Source organism: Halorubrum tibetense (assembly GCF_055396225.1).
On sequence record NZ_AP043742.1, the window covers coordinates 2,766,448 to 2,782,250 of the forward strand.

12 protein-coding genes and 1 tRNA gene are annotated in these 15,803 nt (G+C 66.3%); 4 read left to right on the plus strand and 9 right to left on the minus strand.

The window, feature by feature from the left end:
* Positions 1 to 38: 38 nt before the first annotated feature.
* The gene (locus ACZ5TV_RS13695; protein WP_464383913.1) at positions 39 to 1,517 is read right to left on the minus strand and encodes an ATPase domain-containing protein; all 1,479 of its coding nucleotides are present in this window, start codon (positions 1,515 to 1,517) and stop codon (positions 39 to 41) included.
* A 91-nt stretch (positions 1,518 to 1,608) separates the two neighbouring features.
* Between ACZ5TV_RS13695 and ACZ5TV_RS13700 the strand changes: the two genes are divergently transcribed.
* Both ACZ5TV_RS13700 and ACZ5TV_RS13705 read left to right on the plus strand, forming a co-directional pair.
* Positions 1,609 to 2,538, plus strand: coding sequence for a 1,4-dihydroxy-2-naphthoate polyprenyltransferase (locus ACZ5TV_RS13700; RefSeq protein WP_379783368.1), 930 nt, complete (start codon positions 1,609 to 1,611; stop codon positions 2,536 to 2,538).
* On the plus strand, positions 2,538 to 3,581 hold the full coding sequence (locus ACZ5TV_RS13705) for a mandelate racemase/muconate lactonizing enzyme family protein (RefSeq protein WP_464383914.1): 1,044 nt from the start codon (positions 2,538 to 2,540) through the stop codon (positions 3,579 to 3,581). Before ACZ5TV_RS13700 ends, ACZ5TV_RS13705 begins: the two co-directional genes overlap by 1 nt.
* 40 nt (positions 3,582 to 3,621) lie before the next feature.
* Here ACZ5TV_RS13705 and ACZ5TV_RS13710 read toward each other — a convergent pair whose 3' ends face one another.
* The 3 genes from ACZ5TV_RS13710 to ACZ5TV_RS13720 all read right to left on the minus strand — a co-directional run bounded on the left by ACZ5TV_RS13710 (position 3,622) and on the right by ACZ5TV_RS13720 (position 5,059).
* A complete protein-coding gene (locus ACZ5TV_RS13710) occupies positions 3,622 to 4,173 on the minus strand; it encodes a hypothetical protein (protein WP_379779978.1) in 552 nt (183 codons plus the stop codon).
* Positions 4,174 to 4,248: 75 nt separating this feature from the next.
* Positions 4,249 to 4,623: a hypothetical protein gene (locus ACZ5TV_RS13715; protein WP_379779976.1), complete on the minus strand. Its 375-nt coding sequence runs from the start codon at positions 4,621 to 4,623 to the stop codon at positions 4,249 to 4,251.
* A gap of 64 nt (positions 4,624 to 4,687) precedes the next feature.
* Positions 4,688 to 5,059 (minus strand): hypothetical protein, encoded by a 372-nt coding sequence (locus ACZ5TV_RS13720; protein WP_379779974.1) that lies wholly within the window; start codon positions 5,057 to 5,059, stop codon positions 4,688 to 4,690.
* A gap of 148 nt (positions 5,060 to 5,207) precedes the next feature.
* On the opposite strand from ACZ5TV_RS13720, the gene ACZ5TV_RS13725 reads away from it, so the two are divergent.
* Positions 5,208 to 7,889 carry an AAA domain-containing protein gene (locus ACZ5TV_RS13725; RefSeq protein ID WP_464383915.1) on the plus strand — a complete coding sequence of 894 codons (2,682 nt, stop codon included), beginning with the start codon at positions 5,208 to 5,210 and terminating at the stop codon, positions 7,887 to 7,889.
* A 149-nt stretch (positions 7,890 to 8,038) separates the two neighbouring features.
* Here ACZ5TV_RS13725 and ACZ5TV_RS13730 read toward each other — a convergent pair.
* Together ACZ5TV_RS13730 and ACZ5TV_RS13735 are read right to left on the minus strand one after the other, a co-directional pair.
* Positions 8,039 to 8,111 (minus strand) — tRNA-Arg (locus ACZ5TV_RS13730).
* Between the two features lie 50 nt (positions 8,112 to 8,161).
* Entirely contained in the window at positions 8,162 to 8,434 is a 273-nt protein-coding gene (locus ACZ5TV_RS13735; protein WP_379779970.1) for a Sec-independent protein translocase subunit TatA/TatB, read from the minus strand.
* A 121-nt stretch (positions 8,435 to 8,555) separates the two neighbouring features.
* Between ACZ5TV_RS13735 and ACZ5TV_RS13740 the strand changes: the two genes are divergently transcribed.
* The gene (locus ACZ5TV_RS13740) at positions 8,556 to 9,038 is read left to right on the plus strand and encodes a redoxin domain-containing protein (RefSeq protein WP_379779968.1); all 483 of its coding nucleotides are present in this window, start codon (positions 8,556 to 8,558) and stop codon (positions 9,036 to 9,038) included.
* Positions 9,039 to 9,095: 57 nt separating this feature from the next.
* Here the strand turns inward: ACZ5TV_RS13740 and ACZ5TV_RS13745 are convergent, their stop codons facing one another.
* From ACZ5TV_RS13745 to gyrB, 3 genes are all read right to left on the minus strand, one after another.
* Positions 9,096 to 11,129 carry an AMP-binding protein gene (locus ACZ5TV_RS13745; RefSeq protein WP_379779966.1) on the minus strand — a complete coding sequence of 678 codons (2,034 nt, stop codon included), beginning with the start codon at positions 11,127 to 11,129 and terminating at the stop codon, positions 9,096 to 9,098.
* Between the two features lie 114 nt (positions 11,130 to 11,243).
* Entirely contained in the window at positions 11,244 to 13,766 is a 2,523-nt protein-coding gene (gyrA, locus tag ACZ5TV_RS13750) for a DNA gyrase subunit A (protein ID WP_379779964.1), read from the minus strand.
* Complete coding sequence (gene gyrB / locus ACZ5TV_RS13755; RefSeq protein ID WP_379779962.1) at positions 13,763 to 15,679, minus strand: DNA topoisomerase (ATP-hydrolyzing) subunit B; 1,917 nt, start codon at positions 15,677 to 15,679, stop codon at positions 13,763 to 13,765. The genes gyrA and gyrB overlap by 4 nt, the downstream gene beginning before the upstream one ends.
* Positions 15,680 to 15,803: the final 124 nt, after the last annotated feature.

Consider the following 15,803-nt stretch of genomic DNA (forward strand, 5'->3'; position numbering starts at 1 on the left):
GGCGACTCCTATGACTGTTCTCTCATTTCGTGCGACAGTTACGTCTGTTCGTCGTTGTCAACGTCGTGTTTGCTGGCAGTATCCGTATCGTTCCACTCCGGCGTCCCGGTGAGAATACCCCGAAGCTGCGGAAGAGGCTCTCCGACACGGATCCCGTCCGCCGTAATTTCGAGTTCCCGAAGGCTACGTTCGAAGTCGCTCGTCCGCATCTTCAGCGTCCCGATGACCTTCCGCACCTTCCCGCGATACTCAACGTGACGCAAGAACATGATGTTGTCCGCGAGATTGCTCGTCCGCTCTTCGGTCGCATGGAAGTCTCCAGTGATATTGTGAACCTCATTGACGAGGATCGTGGAGACGCCAGCGGCCCGCAAGAATCGGCCGATCCGCAACAACGCACCCGTCGTGTTGTCAAGCCCACGGAGATTCTCCTGAAACCCTTGTGAGCCATCGATCATCACCACTTCGGTACCGTCGGTGACCGCCTCGCGGACGAGATGCTCGAATTCGCCGACCGTATACTCCTCCGGATCGATTTCGATGATCGAGAGCCGTCCGCTGTCCAGCGCGTCCTGTAGCGGGAGGCCGATCGCATCGGCACGTTTGCGGATGGTCCGCTCTGCCTCTTCGAACTGGAACAGAATGCTCTTTTTGCCCTCAAGAGCCGCCTGAATGAGAAACTGGAGGCCGGTCGTGGTCTTGCCGGCGCCAGTCGGACCGCTGAGTATTGTTACGGTTCCCTGATCTAAGCCACCGTGGAGCAGATCGTCAAGTTCCGCCACGCCCGAAGAGAGCGTCCCCGATTCGACCTCCCGCTCTTGTTCGCCAGGAACGAGTGTCGGCCAGACCGTCAGTCCCTCGTCGGTAATATCGTAGAAGTGATTTCCACGCCGAAACGATGACCCCCGGAACTTAGAGACGTTGACTACCCTGCTTTCGGGGGTCACGTCAAGTGAGATGACAGCGTCGACGAGGAACTGAATATCGTCGTCCGTGATCGAACCGCCAGCCTGCGAAGTGAGCATCACCGTCGCGCCAGCCTCTTTGAGATAGTCGAGGAGGCCAAGAATACCTGATCGGAATTGCCGTTCGTCGCTAGTGAGATATCGAAACTCCGTGATCGGGTCAATCAACACACGATCTGGTTCAATTTCGTCAACTTCACCGCGCAGATCATCAATAAACTCCGGTTGTTCGACTTCCGCTGATTCGAAGACGCTGTAGGAGTTGCGCTCTGAGAACTGCTCTTGTGTCGGCGAGAGGTTATGAAACTGTATCTGCTCGGTATTGAGACCGAACGCGTCGGCTGTTTCTTCGACGTACGCCTGTGGTTCACCCATATTAATGTACAGAGCCGTCTCGCCGGCATCTATCCCTGCCGAAAGGAAGTGTAATCCGAAGATTGTCTTCCCTGAACCCGGCGAGCCACGGACGAGAACGTTCCGACCCCGAATGAGACCACCGTCTAGAATCTCGTCCAAGCCACTGACGCCCGTCGACATTCGTTCAGCCGGCATAATTCAGTATTATCCTTAGTCCACAAATACCTTCTTTAACAGGGCACTTTCGATGGTAACCTTAAGGGACGCCACCCGACAATCACGGGTAATGAGTACCGAGACGTCGCGGGGGCGAGCCTGGCTGATCGCCGCCCGCCCGCAGACGCTTCCCGCGGCGGCCGCACCCGTGATCGTCGGCGTCGGCTTAGCGGTTGAGGCGGGCGAGCTCGCGCTGCTGCCCGCGCTCGCGGCGTTTGTCGGCGCGGCGCTGCTACAGGTCGGCACCAACTTCGCGAACGACTACTACGACGCGATCCAGGGTGCCGACACCGACGACCGCGAGGGGTTCACTCGCGTCGTCGCCAGCGGCCTCATCGAACCCGCGGAGGTTAAACGAGCGATGTGGCTGACGTTCGCCGCGGCCGTCGCCGTCGGCACGTATCTCGTGTCCGTCGGCGGCGTCCCGATTCTCGTGATCGGGCTGGTAAGTGTCGCGGCCGGCATCGCTTACACCGGGGGACCGTATCCCCTCGGCTACCACGGGCTCGGGGACCTGTTCGTCTTCGTGTTCTTCGGTGTGATCGCGGTCACGGGAACGTACTACGTCCAGGCGGCCGCGCTCACCGGCGAGACGTTCCCGCTGTGGATCCCCGACGGGACGGTCACCCTCGCGGCGGTCGTCGCCAGCCTTCCCGTGGCCGCGCTGTCGACGAACATCTTGGTGGTCAACAACGTTCGGGACCGCGAAGAGGACGCAAACACGGGCAAACGAACCCTCGCGGTTCGATTCGGCTACCGATTCTCTCGGATACAGTACCTGTCTCTCGTTGCGCTCGCGTACCTGACCCCGTTCTGGTTCCTCGCGAACGGCTACGGGTACGCGAGCCTCCTCCCGCTCGCCACACTCCCGATCGCGGTCGGCGTGAGCCGGACGGTGCTGACGGAGACGTCGGGCGAGGCGCTCAACCCCGCGCTCGAATCGACCGGAAAACTGCTCGCGGCGTACGCCGTCGCGTTCGCCATCGGCCTCGGGATCTGATGCGGCTCCGTCGGTTCTCCGTCGCGCTGTCGAGCCCGCTCGGGACCGCCCGCGGCGATATACGCGAGCGCGAGGGGTTCCTCGTGGGCGTCGAAAGCGGGGTGGGCGAGGCGACCCCGCTACCCGGCTGGACCGAGTCGCTGGCGGCGTGTGAGTCGGCGCTCGACGCCGCCCGGACGGGACCGGACCCGCCCGCACTCAACGACTTCGACGTCCAGGAGGTTCCCGCGGCCCGCCACGGGCTCGCGCTCGCGCTGGCGGACAGAGCCGCCCGAAACGCGGGCCAATCGCTCGCAGAGCGGCTCGCGCGGCGGTACGAAAACCGGACGGAGTTCCGGCCCCCCGCCGACTCGGTCCCGGTAAACGCGACGGTCGGTGACGGGTCCCCGGAGGAGACGGTCGCCGCGGCGGAACGCGCCGTCGACGAGGGCTTCGACTGCGTGAAAGTAAAAGTTGGCGCGCGCGCAGTCGACGCGGACGTCAGGCGGCTCCGGGCGGTCCGGGCGACGCTCGGGTCCGACGTCGACCTCCGCGCGGACGCGAACGGCGCGTGGGACGCCGGGGCCGCGAGACAGGCGCTCGACAGGCTGGAACCGGTCGACCTCGAGTACATCGAGCAGCCGCTTCCGGCCGCGGAGCTGTCCGAGACCGCCCGGCTCCGGTCGGCGACTGACGTCCCGATCGCTCTCGATGAGTCGCTCGCGACACACTCGGTCGAGACGGTCCTCACGGCCGACGCCGCGGATATCATCGTCCTCAAACCGATGGCGCTCGGCGGACCGGACCGCGCGGTCGACGTCGCGAGGCGTGCTCGCGAGGCGGGCGTCGAGCCGGTCGTCACGACGACGATCGACGCGGTCGTCGCTCGAACCGCCGCGGTCCACGTCGCCGGCGCGATCCCAGATGTGGCCGCCTGTGGACTCGCGACGAGCGGACTGCTCGCGGATGATCTCGCACCGGACCCGTGCCCGGTCGCCGACGGACGGATCGCGGTTCCGGACGGTCCAGGACTCGCCGGCGACGCGTTCCGGGACCTGCTGTGAGTATAGGACGGAGTCGCTCTGTGAGTATAGACCGGAGTCGCTACTGGAAGCCGCGGTCGACGTCGTCGTCCTCGATCAGATCGTCGAGCTCGGCGGAGAGCAGCTGCTCGGCCGCCTCGAAGGTATCACCCAGCTCGTCGAGCGTTTTGGGGCGTCCGTCGAACTCGTAATCCATCGGGCCGAACGCGGGCGAGTCGACGGCCTCCATCACGTCTTCGAAGAGGTGATCGGGGTCCGTCGGTGCCTCTGCGTGGACCTTCAGCGTCTCCTCCAGGCGGGTCGCCATCGTTTTCGCTTCGTCCTCGCTTTCGGGAGGCCGCTGGACCGCGAACCGGCCCGGAGACTCCTCGTCGGGGAGGAGCGGATCGAGCTCGTCGTCGACCTTCCGAGCGACGCGGGTACCGACCCCGCGGAGCTCGCGCGGGTTCTTCGCGTACGTCTTCAGGTGGTAGACGCCGACGCTCGGATGGCCGAAGTAGAGGTCTTCACCGAGCCCGTCGCGACGCGACCCGGCGACCGCGCGCCACCCCTCGGGATCGGTCGAGTCGCTTGCGACGTCCGCGAGGACGTCCTGCCAGTCTCGGACACGCATCTCGTCACTATCTTATAAACGAGCGCGTATGAGCGTGTCGGTGCTCCCGACTCCTGCCGGCCCGCCCGCTCGTCGTCACTCGGATTCGGCTCGGCTCTCGGCGACGAACAGGAGTACGGCGACCGCCGCCAAGGTGAGCGCGAACGCGCCGTTCGCAAGCCCGAGCGCGAGGAACTCCCGCCCGGACAGCACCCAGACGACCCCGAGCGCGAGCACGTGTGCCACCCCGACGAGGTAGAGAGCGGGGCTCCAAAATCGGGTGAGAAACAGGCCGACACCGAACAGGAAGCTCCCGGCAATCGCGAGGAACTGCGGGGCCGTCGTCGCCGTCCAAACCACGAGGTTGACGGCGACGATGCCGACCGAACAGAGGAGTCCGAGCCAGTAGAGCGGCCCCCACGACCCGACCTCGTCGATCCGGAGGATGGGTTCCGATTCGGCGTCGTTCACGGCGGACCCACACGGGGAGATCGCAAAACCGTTTCGCCGGGTGGTCGGCAGAGAAACCGATCCGCTACCGTCGCTCGTACACCGGTTTCCGTCGCGTCTGGACGTACCCGTACACCGCGCGGGTCAGGAGCACCGACCCGACGGCCAACACGATCATCGACACCACCGAGTCGGTGCCGGCGACGAAGTCTGAGACCCCCCACAGCACCATTCCGACGTACAGCGCGACCCTGAACCGGAACGTGTCGAACCCCTCATCAAGGAGTCCCCAGAGGACGACGCCGGCGATGTAGAGACTGACCGCGACCTCGCCCACCGCGGCGAGCCCCTCCTGTCCGATTCGAAAGTAACCGCTCACGATGGACAGCGTCGCCAGCGCGAGGATGATCCCGCCGATCACCTGTCGTCCGTACCGTTCGTACAGCGAATCGCTCATACCCGTACTGACGGCTCCGTATATAAGGAGACTGCGAACCCGTGGCGTCGGAATATGGAAACAGGCGGGTGCGATCGGAAGCGGACCGGCTCGCTCCCGACTCCACCGGCACCGACAGCGTTTTTCGCGGTCGCCGAGGAGAACGGTCGTGAACGTTCGGGGGCCGATCCTCTCCGTCGGAGAGGCGCGGACGGTGTCGACGTCGTACGGCGACCGGGAGCTCCGCGAGCTCCGGATCCGGCCAGAGCGCGGCGCGGCCGACCCCGTCGACGTGACGCTGTGGGGCGACTGGGCCGAGACCGCCGATCACGCCGAACCGGGGATGGAGCTGCTGGTGACCGACGCGGAGACGGACGACTACGGTGGCGAGACGGGGTACGCGACCACCGGCGACTCGTGGGTCGTTCTCGAACCCGATTTCCTCGTGGACGTGACGGGGATCCGCTCGTGGGTCCAGTGTCCTCGGATGTATTACTTAAATAAGCTCTCGGGAATTCCGCTGAACTACCCGGTCGTCAAGGGGACGATCGTCCACGAGGTGTTCGGCGATCTGCTCCGCGGGATGGACCTCGAGGACTCCGTGGCGGACCGCGTCGACGAGGCCGGACTCGAACTCGGACTCCTCGGCTACGAGGCCGACGAAGTCGCCGACGAGGTCCGACGGAACGCGGCCGCGATCGAGGGATGGCTCGCGCAGGGGACGCTGACCGACGGCGACACCTGGCGGTCGGAGTTCACCCTGATCTCGCCGACGTTCGGCTTAAAAGGGCGCGCGGACGCGCTCCGCCGCGGAACCCCCGTCGAGCTCAAGACGGGCAAGAACACGAACCGGGAGCCCCGGTTTCAGGACAAGATCCAGGCGGCCTGTTACGCGCTCATGCTCGAGGAGCGTGGCGTCGACCCCGACATCGGGACGCTGTTGTACACGAAAAACACCGCCCTCGACCGGAACGAGGAGACCGGTGACCTCGCGCCCGCGAAGGAGTTCCCGGTCGGGAACGGCCTCCTGCAGTTCGTCGTCCGCACCCGCAACGAGCTCGCCGCGATGGAGTGGCGCGCGCTCAACGACGCCGGCGAGCGCCCGACCGTCCCCACCGGCTACGAGGCGGACGCGAACTGTAGCTACTGTTTCGAACAGGACACCTGTATGGTGGTCTCCGGCCGCCTGAATCAGGAGTCGAAGGCCGGCCAGGTCGGCGAGCCAGTCCCCGCGGACGAGCGCGACTACTTCGACCGGTTCTACACGGCTATCGAGGAGGAGCGCCGGGAAACCCACGCCGAGTACCGGAAGCTGTGGGAGCAGACGCCCGCGGAACGCGCGGCCGACGACCGCGCGCTGATCGACCTCGAACCGATCGGCCGAACGGAGATCGCCGAGAACCGCTGGCGGCTCACTGCCCGTCGCACCGACGACGCGGTCTCCAAGCTCCGCGAGGGCGACGTGGCGCTCGCGAGCGACGGCGACCCCGTCTCCGGCCACGCCGAGCTCGGCCGCATCCGCGAGCTCGACGAGACGGTCGTCGTCGAGACGGACGAGCCGGTCGAGCTCCGGCGGCTCGACGTGTACCCCTCCGAGATCTCCGTCGACCGGATGCTCACCGCCCTCCACGACGCGGTCCTGAAAGGTGACGACCGTCGGAAAGACGTGGTGTTCGGCCGGCGCGACCCCGCGTTCGCCGACCCACCAGCCGACCGCGGGCCGTACATCGACAACAACGACGCCCAGAACGACGCGGTGTCCCTCGCCGTCGACGCCGAGGACTGCGCGCTGATCCACGGCCCGCCGGGGACCGGCAAGACGTACACGATCGCGCGGGCGATCCGCGCGCTCGTCGCCGACGGAAACCGGGTGTTGCTGTCGGCGTTCACTAACCGGGCGGTCGACAACGCGCTCGAAGCGCTCCGCGATCAGGGGTTCAACGAGGTCCTCCGTGTCGGCACCGAGACCGGCGTTCGCGACGACATGCGCGACGTGCGGCTGGTCCAGCGCGGCGACCCGAACGAGAAGGCGGCGGAGCTGCGGAACGCCCCGGTCGTCGCGGCCACGACCGCCGCCTGCGGCTCCCGCGTGCTGCGCGAGTGCGAGTTCGACGTCGCCGTCGTCGACGAGGCCTCCCAGCTCACGGAGCCGAGCACGCACGCCGCGATCACGCTTGCGGACCGGTTCGTCTTGGTCGGTGATCACGAGCAGCTCCCGCCGGTCGTGCGCGCGGAGAACGAGCTCCGGACCTCCCTGTTCGAGCGACTCATCGAGGAACACCCGGATGCGAGCGTCATGCTCGACCGGCAGTACCGCATGAGTCAGCGGATCCAGGCGTTCGCCTCCGCGGCGTTTTACGACGGCGCGCTCCGCCCCGCGACCCCAGAGGTCGCCGGACAGACGCTCGCGGACCTCGGGATCGACCCTGCGGACCTCCCCGCCGCGCTCCGTGGCGGCGTCTCCTTCATCGATCCGGACGGCGAACGCGACGGTAACCGCAACGTCCGCGAAGCGGAGCGCGTGTCCGCCGTCGTCGACGAGTACCTCGCCGCGGGCGTCGATCCGGACGACATCGGCGTGATCGCCCCGTTCCGCGCACAGGTGGCGGAGATCGCGAGACGGACGGACGTCACCGTCGACACGGTCGACCGGTTTCAGGGCTCCTCGAAGGCGATCATCGTCGTCTCGTTCGTTGCGACAGGCGATCTCGACGGCCCGATATTCGAGGACCACCGCCGAGTGAACGTCGCGCTCACACGCGCGAAAAAGCAGCTCACGCTCGTCGGCGACGCCGAGGCGCTGGGGTCGGATCCGTTCTACGAGCGGATGCTCGACTGGGCGCGGCGGTGAGATCGGTCTCGGCGAGCCCGATCGGCCGCTGTGACCGCTGGCTACGCCGGTTGGGGCGCTTCTCCTCGCTTCGTTCGACGATAGCGGGCACGGCGGGGTGCCCGCGAGCGGTTCGGGCGGGGGTAGCCGTGCTCGCGGGCGAAGCAAAGCGGGCACGGCGGGATTCGAACCCGCGATCGAGAGGTTAGGAACCTCTCGCCCTATCCGCTAGGCCACGTGCCCGAAACGAGAGAGAAAGGGGGTTGCGGGGCCCGGTCGAACGAGTCGGCGCGTTACGCGCTCGATTCCTTTTCGGTTTCGAGCTCTTCTTCTTCGTCGATCGTCGAGTCGGCCGAAACTTCCTCGTCGTCATCGTCGTCCTGCATGTTCTTCAGTTCGTCCTCGACCTCCTCGCGGCCCTTCTTGAACTCGCCCATCGCCTGTCCGGTCGATCGGGCGAGTTTCGGGATCTTGTTCGCGCCGAACAACAGGACCAACACGAGCAGGATGATGAGGAGCTCCGGGCCCACAGGGATGCCGCCTATCAGGGGGGTCACGTCTACCATCTCTACCCGTCCGTAACCTTGTTGCGATTATAGTCTTTTTGCCTTCGAGGGGTGTCCGTCCCGGTGCTCGGGCGGACCGACAGCCCGCCCGATATATACGCGTCCGAAACGATCGAGTCGTATGGTAGATATCGACGATGACACACCGGATTTCACCGCTTCGCTCGTAACCGACGAGCTGGCCCCGTTCCGACTGTCGGAACACCTCGGCGAGGGGCCAGTCGTTCTCGCGTTCTTCCCCGCCGCGTTCTCGGGGACCTGCACCGACGAGATGCGCGCGCTCCGTGACGGGATCGAGCGGTTCGGTCCGGACACCACCGTGTTCGGCGTGAGCACGGATCTCCCGCACGCCCTTCGGGCGTACCGTGAGGAGTACGACCTGCCGTTCCCGCTCGTGGCGGACCCCGATCACCGCGCGGTCGAGGCGTACGACGTCGTCTCCGACTTCGAACGGTACGGTGTCGACGTCGTCGCGCGCCGCGCGGTCTTCGTGATCGACGCGGAGGGAACGGTGACGTATCGATGGCTCGCGGACAACCCGGGCCAAGAGCCGGAGTACGACTCGCTCGTCGCCGCGATCCCCGGATCGACGGCGTCGAACTGATCGATTCGCGGGGTCCGTCACCCGCGGCTACGACTGCTGACTTCCCGCTCCCAGACCTCACTCCGGGTGCTGAAGCCCCTCTAGCGCCTCGGGGTTCTCCATCGAGGAGAGGTCACCGGGATCCTCGCCCCTGTACACGGACTCGATCGCGCGACGGATGATCTTCCCCGACTGCGTCTTCGGGAACGCGTCGACGAACAGCAGCTCGCGGGGACGGAACGGCTTCCCGTGCTCCTCGCCGACCAGCCGCCGGAGCTCCTCGCGAAGCGCGTCGCTCGGTTCGATACCGGGTTCCAAGACGACGTACGCGACGACCGCGGTCCCCGTCGTGTCGTCAGGGACGCCGACGGCGGCCGCCTGGTTGACCGCGTCGTGATCGATGAGGACGCCTTCGATCTCCGCAGGGCCGACCTTCCGGCCGGCGACGTTGAGCGCGTCGTCGGCCCGGCCGTGAAGGAACCAGAACCCGTCTGCGTCCCGCTGGGCGAAATCGCCGTGGTCCCACACGTCTGGCCACGTCGACCAGTACTCCTCGAGGTACCGTTCGTCGCCCGACCAGAGGCTCTTCGTCATCGACGGGCAGGAGTCGCGGGCGACGAGGTAGCCGCGCTCCCCGCTCTCGACGATCGACTCGCCCGCCTCGTTGACGATGTCGATGTCCATGCCGAGCCCGGGGCCGCCGAGCGTACACGGTTTCAGCGGCTGGTTCGGCATCGGCATCAGGAAGCAGCCGCAGATCTCGGTCCCGCCGGAGATGTTGACGATCGGGCACTCGCCGCCGCCGATCGCGTCGTAAAACCAGCGCCACGACTCGGGGTCCCACGGCTCGCCGGTCGATCCGAGGACCCTGAGACTCGACAGGTCGTGTCCCTTGACCCACTGGTCCCCGTGCTTGCGGAGCGCGCGGATCGCGGTCGGCGAGATACCGAACTGCGTGACGCCGTGTCGATCGATCAGCTCCCAGAACCGGTCGGGCTCCGGGTGGTCCGGCGCGCCCTCGTACATCACGACGGTCCCGCCGAACGCGTGGTTCCCGATCAGCGTCCACGGCCCCATCATCCACCCGATGTCCGAGACCCAGAAGAACCGGTCCGCGGGCCGCTGGTCGAACCCGAAGTGGATCTCCTTGGCACACTGTGTGAGCACGCCGGCGTGCGTGTGGACGATTCCCTTCGGCGTTCCCGTCGTCCCGGAGGAGTAGAGGAGCATCGACTCCTGGTTCGACGGGAGTCGCTTCGTGTCGTATGCGGCGGACCGTGATCCGACGGCTGTGGCCCAGGTGATGTCCCGTTCGTCGTTCCACTCGACGGGATCCGTGTGTTCGGTACCCGCGGATCCGCCGCCGTTCGCCGGCGTCGCCCCCAGGCGGTCGTACACCACCGTGTGCTCGACGTGACCGGCCTCATCGATCGCCTCGTCGGCTGTGTGCTTCAGCCGGACCTCGCTCCCCCGGCGATAGAACCCGTCACCGGTGAACAGCACCGTCGGCTCCGCGTCGGCGATCCGCGTCGCCGTCGCCTCCGTGCCGAACCCGGAGAAGATCGGCACGGCGATCGCTCCCACCTTCAGACAGCCGTAGAGGATCGAGACGACCTCGGGGACCATCGGCATGTACAGCGCGACGGTGTCGCCCGTCCCGACGCCGACCGAGTCGAGGTAGTTGGCGATCCGGTTCGACTCACGGCACAGCTCGTGGAACGTGACCTCGCGGACGTCGCCCGGCTCGCCCTCCCAGATCAGCGCGACGCGGTTCCGGTTGGGGGAGTCGACGGTTGCGTGTCGGTCGACGACGTTGTGTGCGACGTTGATCTCGCCGCCCGGATACCACTCCGAGAACTGCGGACCGTCGGTGTCGTCGCGAACCGTCTCGTACTCGGTGTAAAACTCGATATCGAGGTAGTCGACGATCTCGTCCCAGAACCAGTCGACGCCGGACGCCGGCTCCCCGTCCAGTTCGGTCGTCGTCCGCTCGATCAACGACTCGTAGTCGTCGATCCCGTACTCCCGCATGAACGCCGCGACGTTTGTCGACGCCGCGAACGACTCGCTCGGCTCGTGTACGATCTCGTCTATCCCCTCGTACTCGTCCATCTCGTCCGGCCGTTTTCGCGGGGACCATAAGTAATTTTGCTGAGCGTTTCGGCCCAATACCCTCCGCCGGAGTCGCCCGATCGCTCTGCGGCGTCGAGACCGAGTGCGACCGGCTCACTCCGTGTCGGCGTCGGCTCCGTCCGCGTCGGTTCCGTCCGTGTTCGTATCGGATCCGTCATCGCTCCCGTATGCGCCCTCTGGAACGATGTCGACGGACGCAACCCGGTCGTCCGGGTCGAGGTCCATCACGATGACGCCCATCGTGTTGCGGCTCACCGTGGAGATCTCCTCGACCCGGGTGCGCATGATCTGGCCGCCGTCGCTCATCGCCAACAGGTGGTCGCCGTAGGTGACCGCTTCGATGGCGACGACTGACCCGTTCCGATCGCCGGTCTTGATGTCGACGAGTCCCATCCCGTTCCGCGACTGCGGGCGATACTCGTCGAGGTCGGACCGCTTCCCGTAGCCGTTCTCGGTGACGGTCAGCACCCAGTCGTGCCGATCCGCGTCGATCGCGGCGACCCCCGCGACCGCGTCGCCCTCGCGCAGGTCGATTCCGATCACTCCCCGGGCGGTCCGCCCCATCGGCCGCACCTCTTCCTCGTCGAACCGGATCGCCATCCCATCGCGGCTCCCGATGACGATGTGGGTCCCGCCGTCCGTCACCTCGACGTCGACGAGCTCGTCACCGTCCTCCAGCCGGATCGCCCGGATCCCCGTCGACCGGATGTTCTCGAACGCGTCGACGGCCGTCCGCTTGATGTAGCCGTCGCGGGTGACCATCGTGAGGTACTCGTCGTCCGCGAGGTCGTCGGTGTTCACCACCGCCTCGATCTCCTCGCCGTCGTCCATATCGAGCAGGTTGACGGCCGACTTCCCGCGGGCAGTCCGGGACATCTCCGGGATCTCGTACGTCTTCAGCTGGTAGATCTGGCCGTGGTTCGTGAACACGAGGAGGTAGTCGTGGGAGTTCGCGGCGAACACGGATGAGACCCGGTCACCCTCCTTGAGCTCCGTCCCGATGATCCCCTTGCCGCCGCGGTTCTGCGCGCGGAAGGTGGAAAGCGACATCCGCTTGATGTAGTCGTCCTCGCTCATGACGACGACACACTCCTCTTCCGGGATGAGGTCCTCGTGGGTGACCGTCCCCGTGTCCTCGATGAAGCGGGTCCGGCGCTCGTCGGCGTACTCCGCTTTCACGGCCTCGAGCTCGTCGATTATGACCTCGTCGAGCTCGTCGGGGTCGCCGAGGATCGTCTCCAGCCGCTCGATGCGCGCGGTGACGTCGTCGTACTCCGACTCGATCTCCTGGGTCTCCAGCGACGTGAGCGAGCCGAGCTGCATCCGAACGATGTGTTCGGCCTGGGCCTCCGAGAACTCGAAGTCGGCTTCGAGCGCCGCCTTCGCGGCGTCGCGGTCCGCCGAGTCCTGTATCGTCTCGACGACGCTGTCGACGTGTTCGAGCGCCTTCAGCCGCCCTTCGAGGATGTGTGCGCGGTCCTCCTTCTCGTCCAGCTCGTGTCGCGAGCGTCGCCGGACCACGTCCCGACGGTGCTCGACGTAGTGTTCGAGCGTCTCCTTGAGGTCGAGCACCTGCGGCGCGCCGTCGACCAAGGCGAGGTTGATGACGCCGAAGGTGCGCTCGAGGTGGCTCTCCAACAGCTGGTTTTTGACGACCTCGGCCATGGCGTCGCGTTTGAGTTCGACGACGATCCGGATCCCGTCCCGGTCGGACTCGTCCCGCAGGTCGCGGATCCCCTCGATCGCTCCCTCGTTGACGTCGTCGGCGATGCGCTCGACGAGCCGTGACTTGTTCTGCTGGAAGGGGAGCTCCGTGATCACGATCCGGCCAGCCTCCTCGTCGACTTCGAACTCGGCACGAACGCGAACCCGCCCGCGACCCGTCTTGTACGCCTTGTGGACCGCGTTCCGGCCGACGATGTTCGCGCCGGTCGGGAAGTCGGGCCCCTTGACGTGCTCCATCAGGTCCTCGACCGTACAGTCGGGACTTCCGATCAGCTCGACGGTGGCGTCTATCACCTCGCCGAGGTTGTGCGGCGGGATGTTCGTGCTCATTCCGACGGCGATCCCGGAGGAACCGTTTACGAGCAGGTTCGGGAACGCCGCCGGTAACACGTCCGGCTCCATGAGGCGGTCGTCGTAGTTGGCGCTGAAATCGACGGTGTCGCGCTCGATGTCCGCCAACAGCTCCTCCGCGATCGGTGCCATTCGCGCCTCGGTGTACCGCATCGCGGCCGGTGGGTCGCCGTCGACCGAGCCGAAGTTGCCTTGGCCGTCGACGAGCGGGTAGCGCATCGAGAAGTCCTGGGCCATCCGCGCCAACGTGTCGTAGATCGCGCTGTCGCCGTGGGGGTGATAGTCACCCATCGTCTCGCCGACGACGGACGAGGACTTCCGGTGGGCTGACCGTGCGGTGACGCCCGCCTCGTTCATCGCGTAGAGGATCCGCCGATGGACCGGTTTGAGCCCGTCACGCACGTCGGGGAGCGCGCGGCCCGCGATCACGGACATCGCGTAGTCGATGTACGACTGCTCCATCTCGTCCTCGATACGGGCGGTCTCGACTCGCGCGGCCGGGAGCTCGTCCGGGTCCGGGCCGGGGACGTCCGAGCTCATATGTCCACCCACTCCGCTTCGGTCGCGTGCTCCTTGATGAACTGTTTACGCGGCTCGACGGCGTCGCCCATCAACACGTTGAACATGCGGTCGGCGGCCGCCGCGTCGTCGATCGTGATCTGCTTGAGAATGCGGTTTTCGGGGTCCATCGTCGTGTTCCACAGCTGGTCAGGGTTCATCTCGCCGAGCCCTTTGAACCGCTGGGTCTGGTCGGGCTCGCCGCCGCATTCCTCCTCGATGATGCGGTCGCGTTCGGCTTCGGTCATCGCGTCGTACGTCTCCGACCCCTTCCGGATCCGGTACAGCGGCGGCTGGGCGGCGTACACGTACCCGGCCTCGATCAGGGGTTTCATATGCCGATACAGAAGCGTCAACAGGAGCGTCCGGATGTGTGCCCCGTCGACGTCGGCGTCCACGAGCAGGATGATCTTGTTGTACCGGACGTCGTCGATATCGAATTCCTCGCCGATGCCCGCGCCGATAGCCGTGATCAGCGCGCGGATCTCGTCGTTCTCCAGGATGCGGTCGAGTCGGTGTTTCTCGACGTTGAGGATCTTCCCTTTGAGCGGGAGGATCGCCTGGTTCTCGCGGTTGCGGCCCTGCTTCGCTGAGCCGCCCGCCGAGTCGCCCTCGACGACGAACAGTTCCGCCTCCGTGGGGTCGCGGGTCTGGCAGTCGGCGAGCTTGCCGGGCAGCGCCGTCGACTCCAGCGCTGACTTCCGGCGGGTGAGCTCCTCCGCTTTCTTGGCGGCCTTTCGCGCCCGTGCGGCCTCCGCGGCCTTGTGGACGACTTTCCTGGCGGTGTCGGGGTTCTCCTCGAAGAACGTGCCAAGCCGTTCGTGGGTCGCCGACTCGACGACGCCGCGGACCTCGCTGTTACCGAGCTTCGTCTTCGTCTGCCCCTCGAACTGCGGGTCGGGGTGTTTGACGGAGATGACCGCCGTGAGCCCTTCGCGGACGTCCTCGCCCTTGAGGTTCGCGTCGAGGTCGTCGATCAACCCGTGCTCGTTGGCGTAGTCGTTGACGACGCGGGTGAGCGCCGTTTTGAACCCGGTGAGATGTGTCCCGCCCTCGCGGGTGTTGATGTTGTTCGCGAACGCGTGGACGGAGCCCTGGAGCTCCTCCGTCGCCTGCATCGCTACCTCGACGTGGACGCCGTCGTCCTCGCCCTCGAAGTAGATGACCTCCTCGTGGATCGGGGTGCGCGTCTCGTTGAGATAGCCGACGAACTCACGAATCCCGCCGTCGTAGCGGAACGTCTCCGCCTCGTCGCTCCGGTCGTCCGCGAGGGTGATCTCGACGCCGGAGTTGAGGAACGCGAGCTCGCGCAGCCGGTTAGACAGCGTCGAGAACTCGAAGTCCGTCGTCTCGAACACCTCGTCGTCCGGCCAAAAGCGGATATGCGTGCCGGTCGACTCGCCGGACTCCATGTCGCGAACGCGCTCGAACCCGTCAGGGGCGGGCTCGCCCCGCTCGAAGCGGTGCCGGAAGACGCCGCCGTCGCGTTTCACTTCGACCTCCAGTCGCTCGGAGAGCGCGTTGACGACGCTCACGCCGACGCCGTGGAGGCCGCCGGAGACCTGATACGACTTGGAGTCGAACTTCCCGCCGGCGTGGAGGACGGTCATGATGACCTCCAGCGCCGGGCGGTCGTACTTCTCGTGGGTGTCGACGGGGATCCCACGGCCGTCGTCACGAACGCTTACGGAGGCGTCGTCGTGCACCGTGACGTCGATCTCCGAACAGTACCCGGCGAGCGCCTCGTCGATGGCGTTGTCGACGACCTCGTAGACGAGATGGTGGAGCCCGCGTCCGTCCGTCGATCCGATGTACATCGCCGGACGCTTGCGGACGGCCTGCAGACCCTCGAGGACCTGGATTTGGCCCGCTCCGTATTCGTTCTGCTCTGACATAGAACTTACCGAGTCTAATGGGTGCCGGCTTATAAAGACGGCGCACGCGCGCGGGCGTGAGATGACAGGACTGAACCGCCACCCCCAGCGTGACCGGGCCGCCAACCCGAGCACGCCGCGGCAC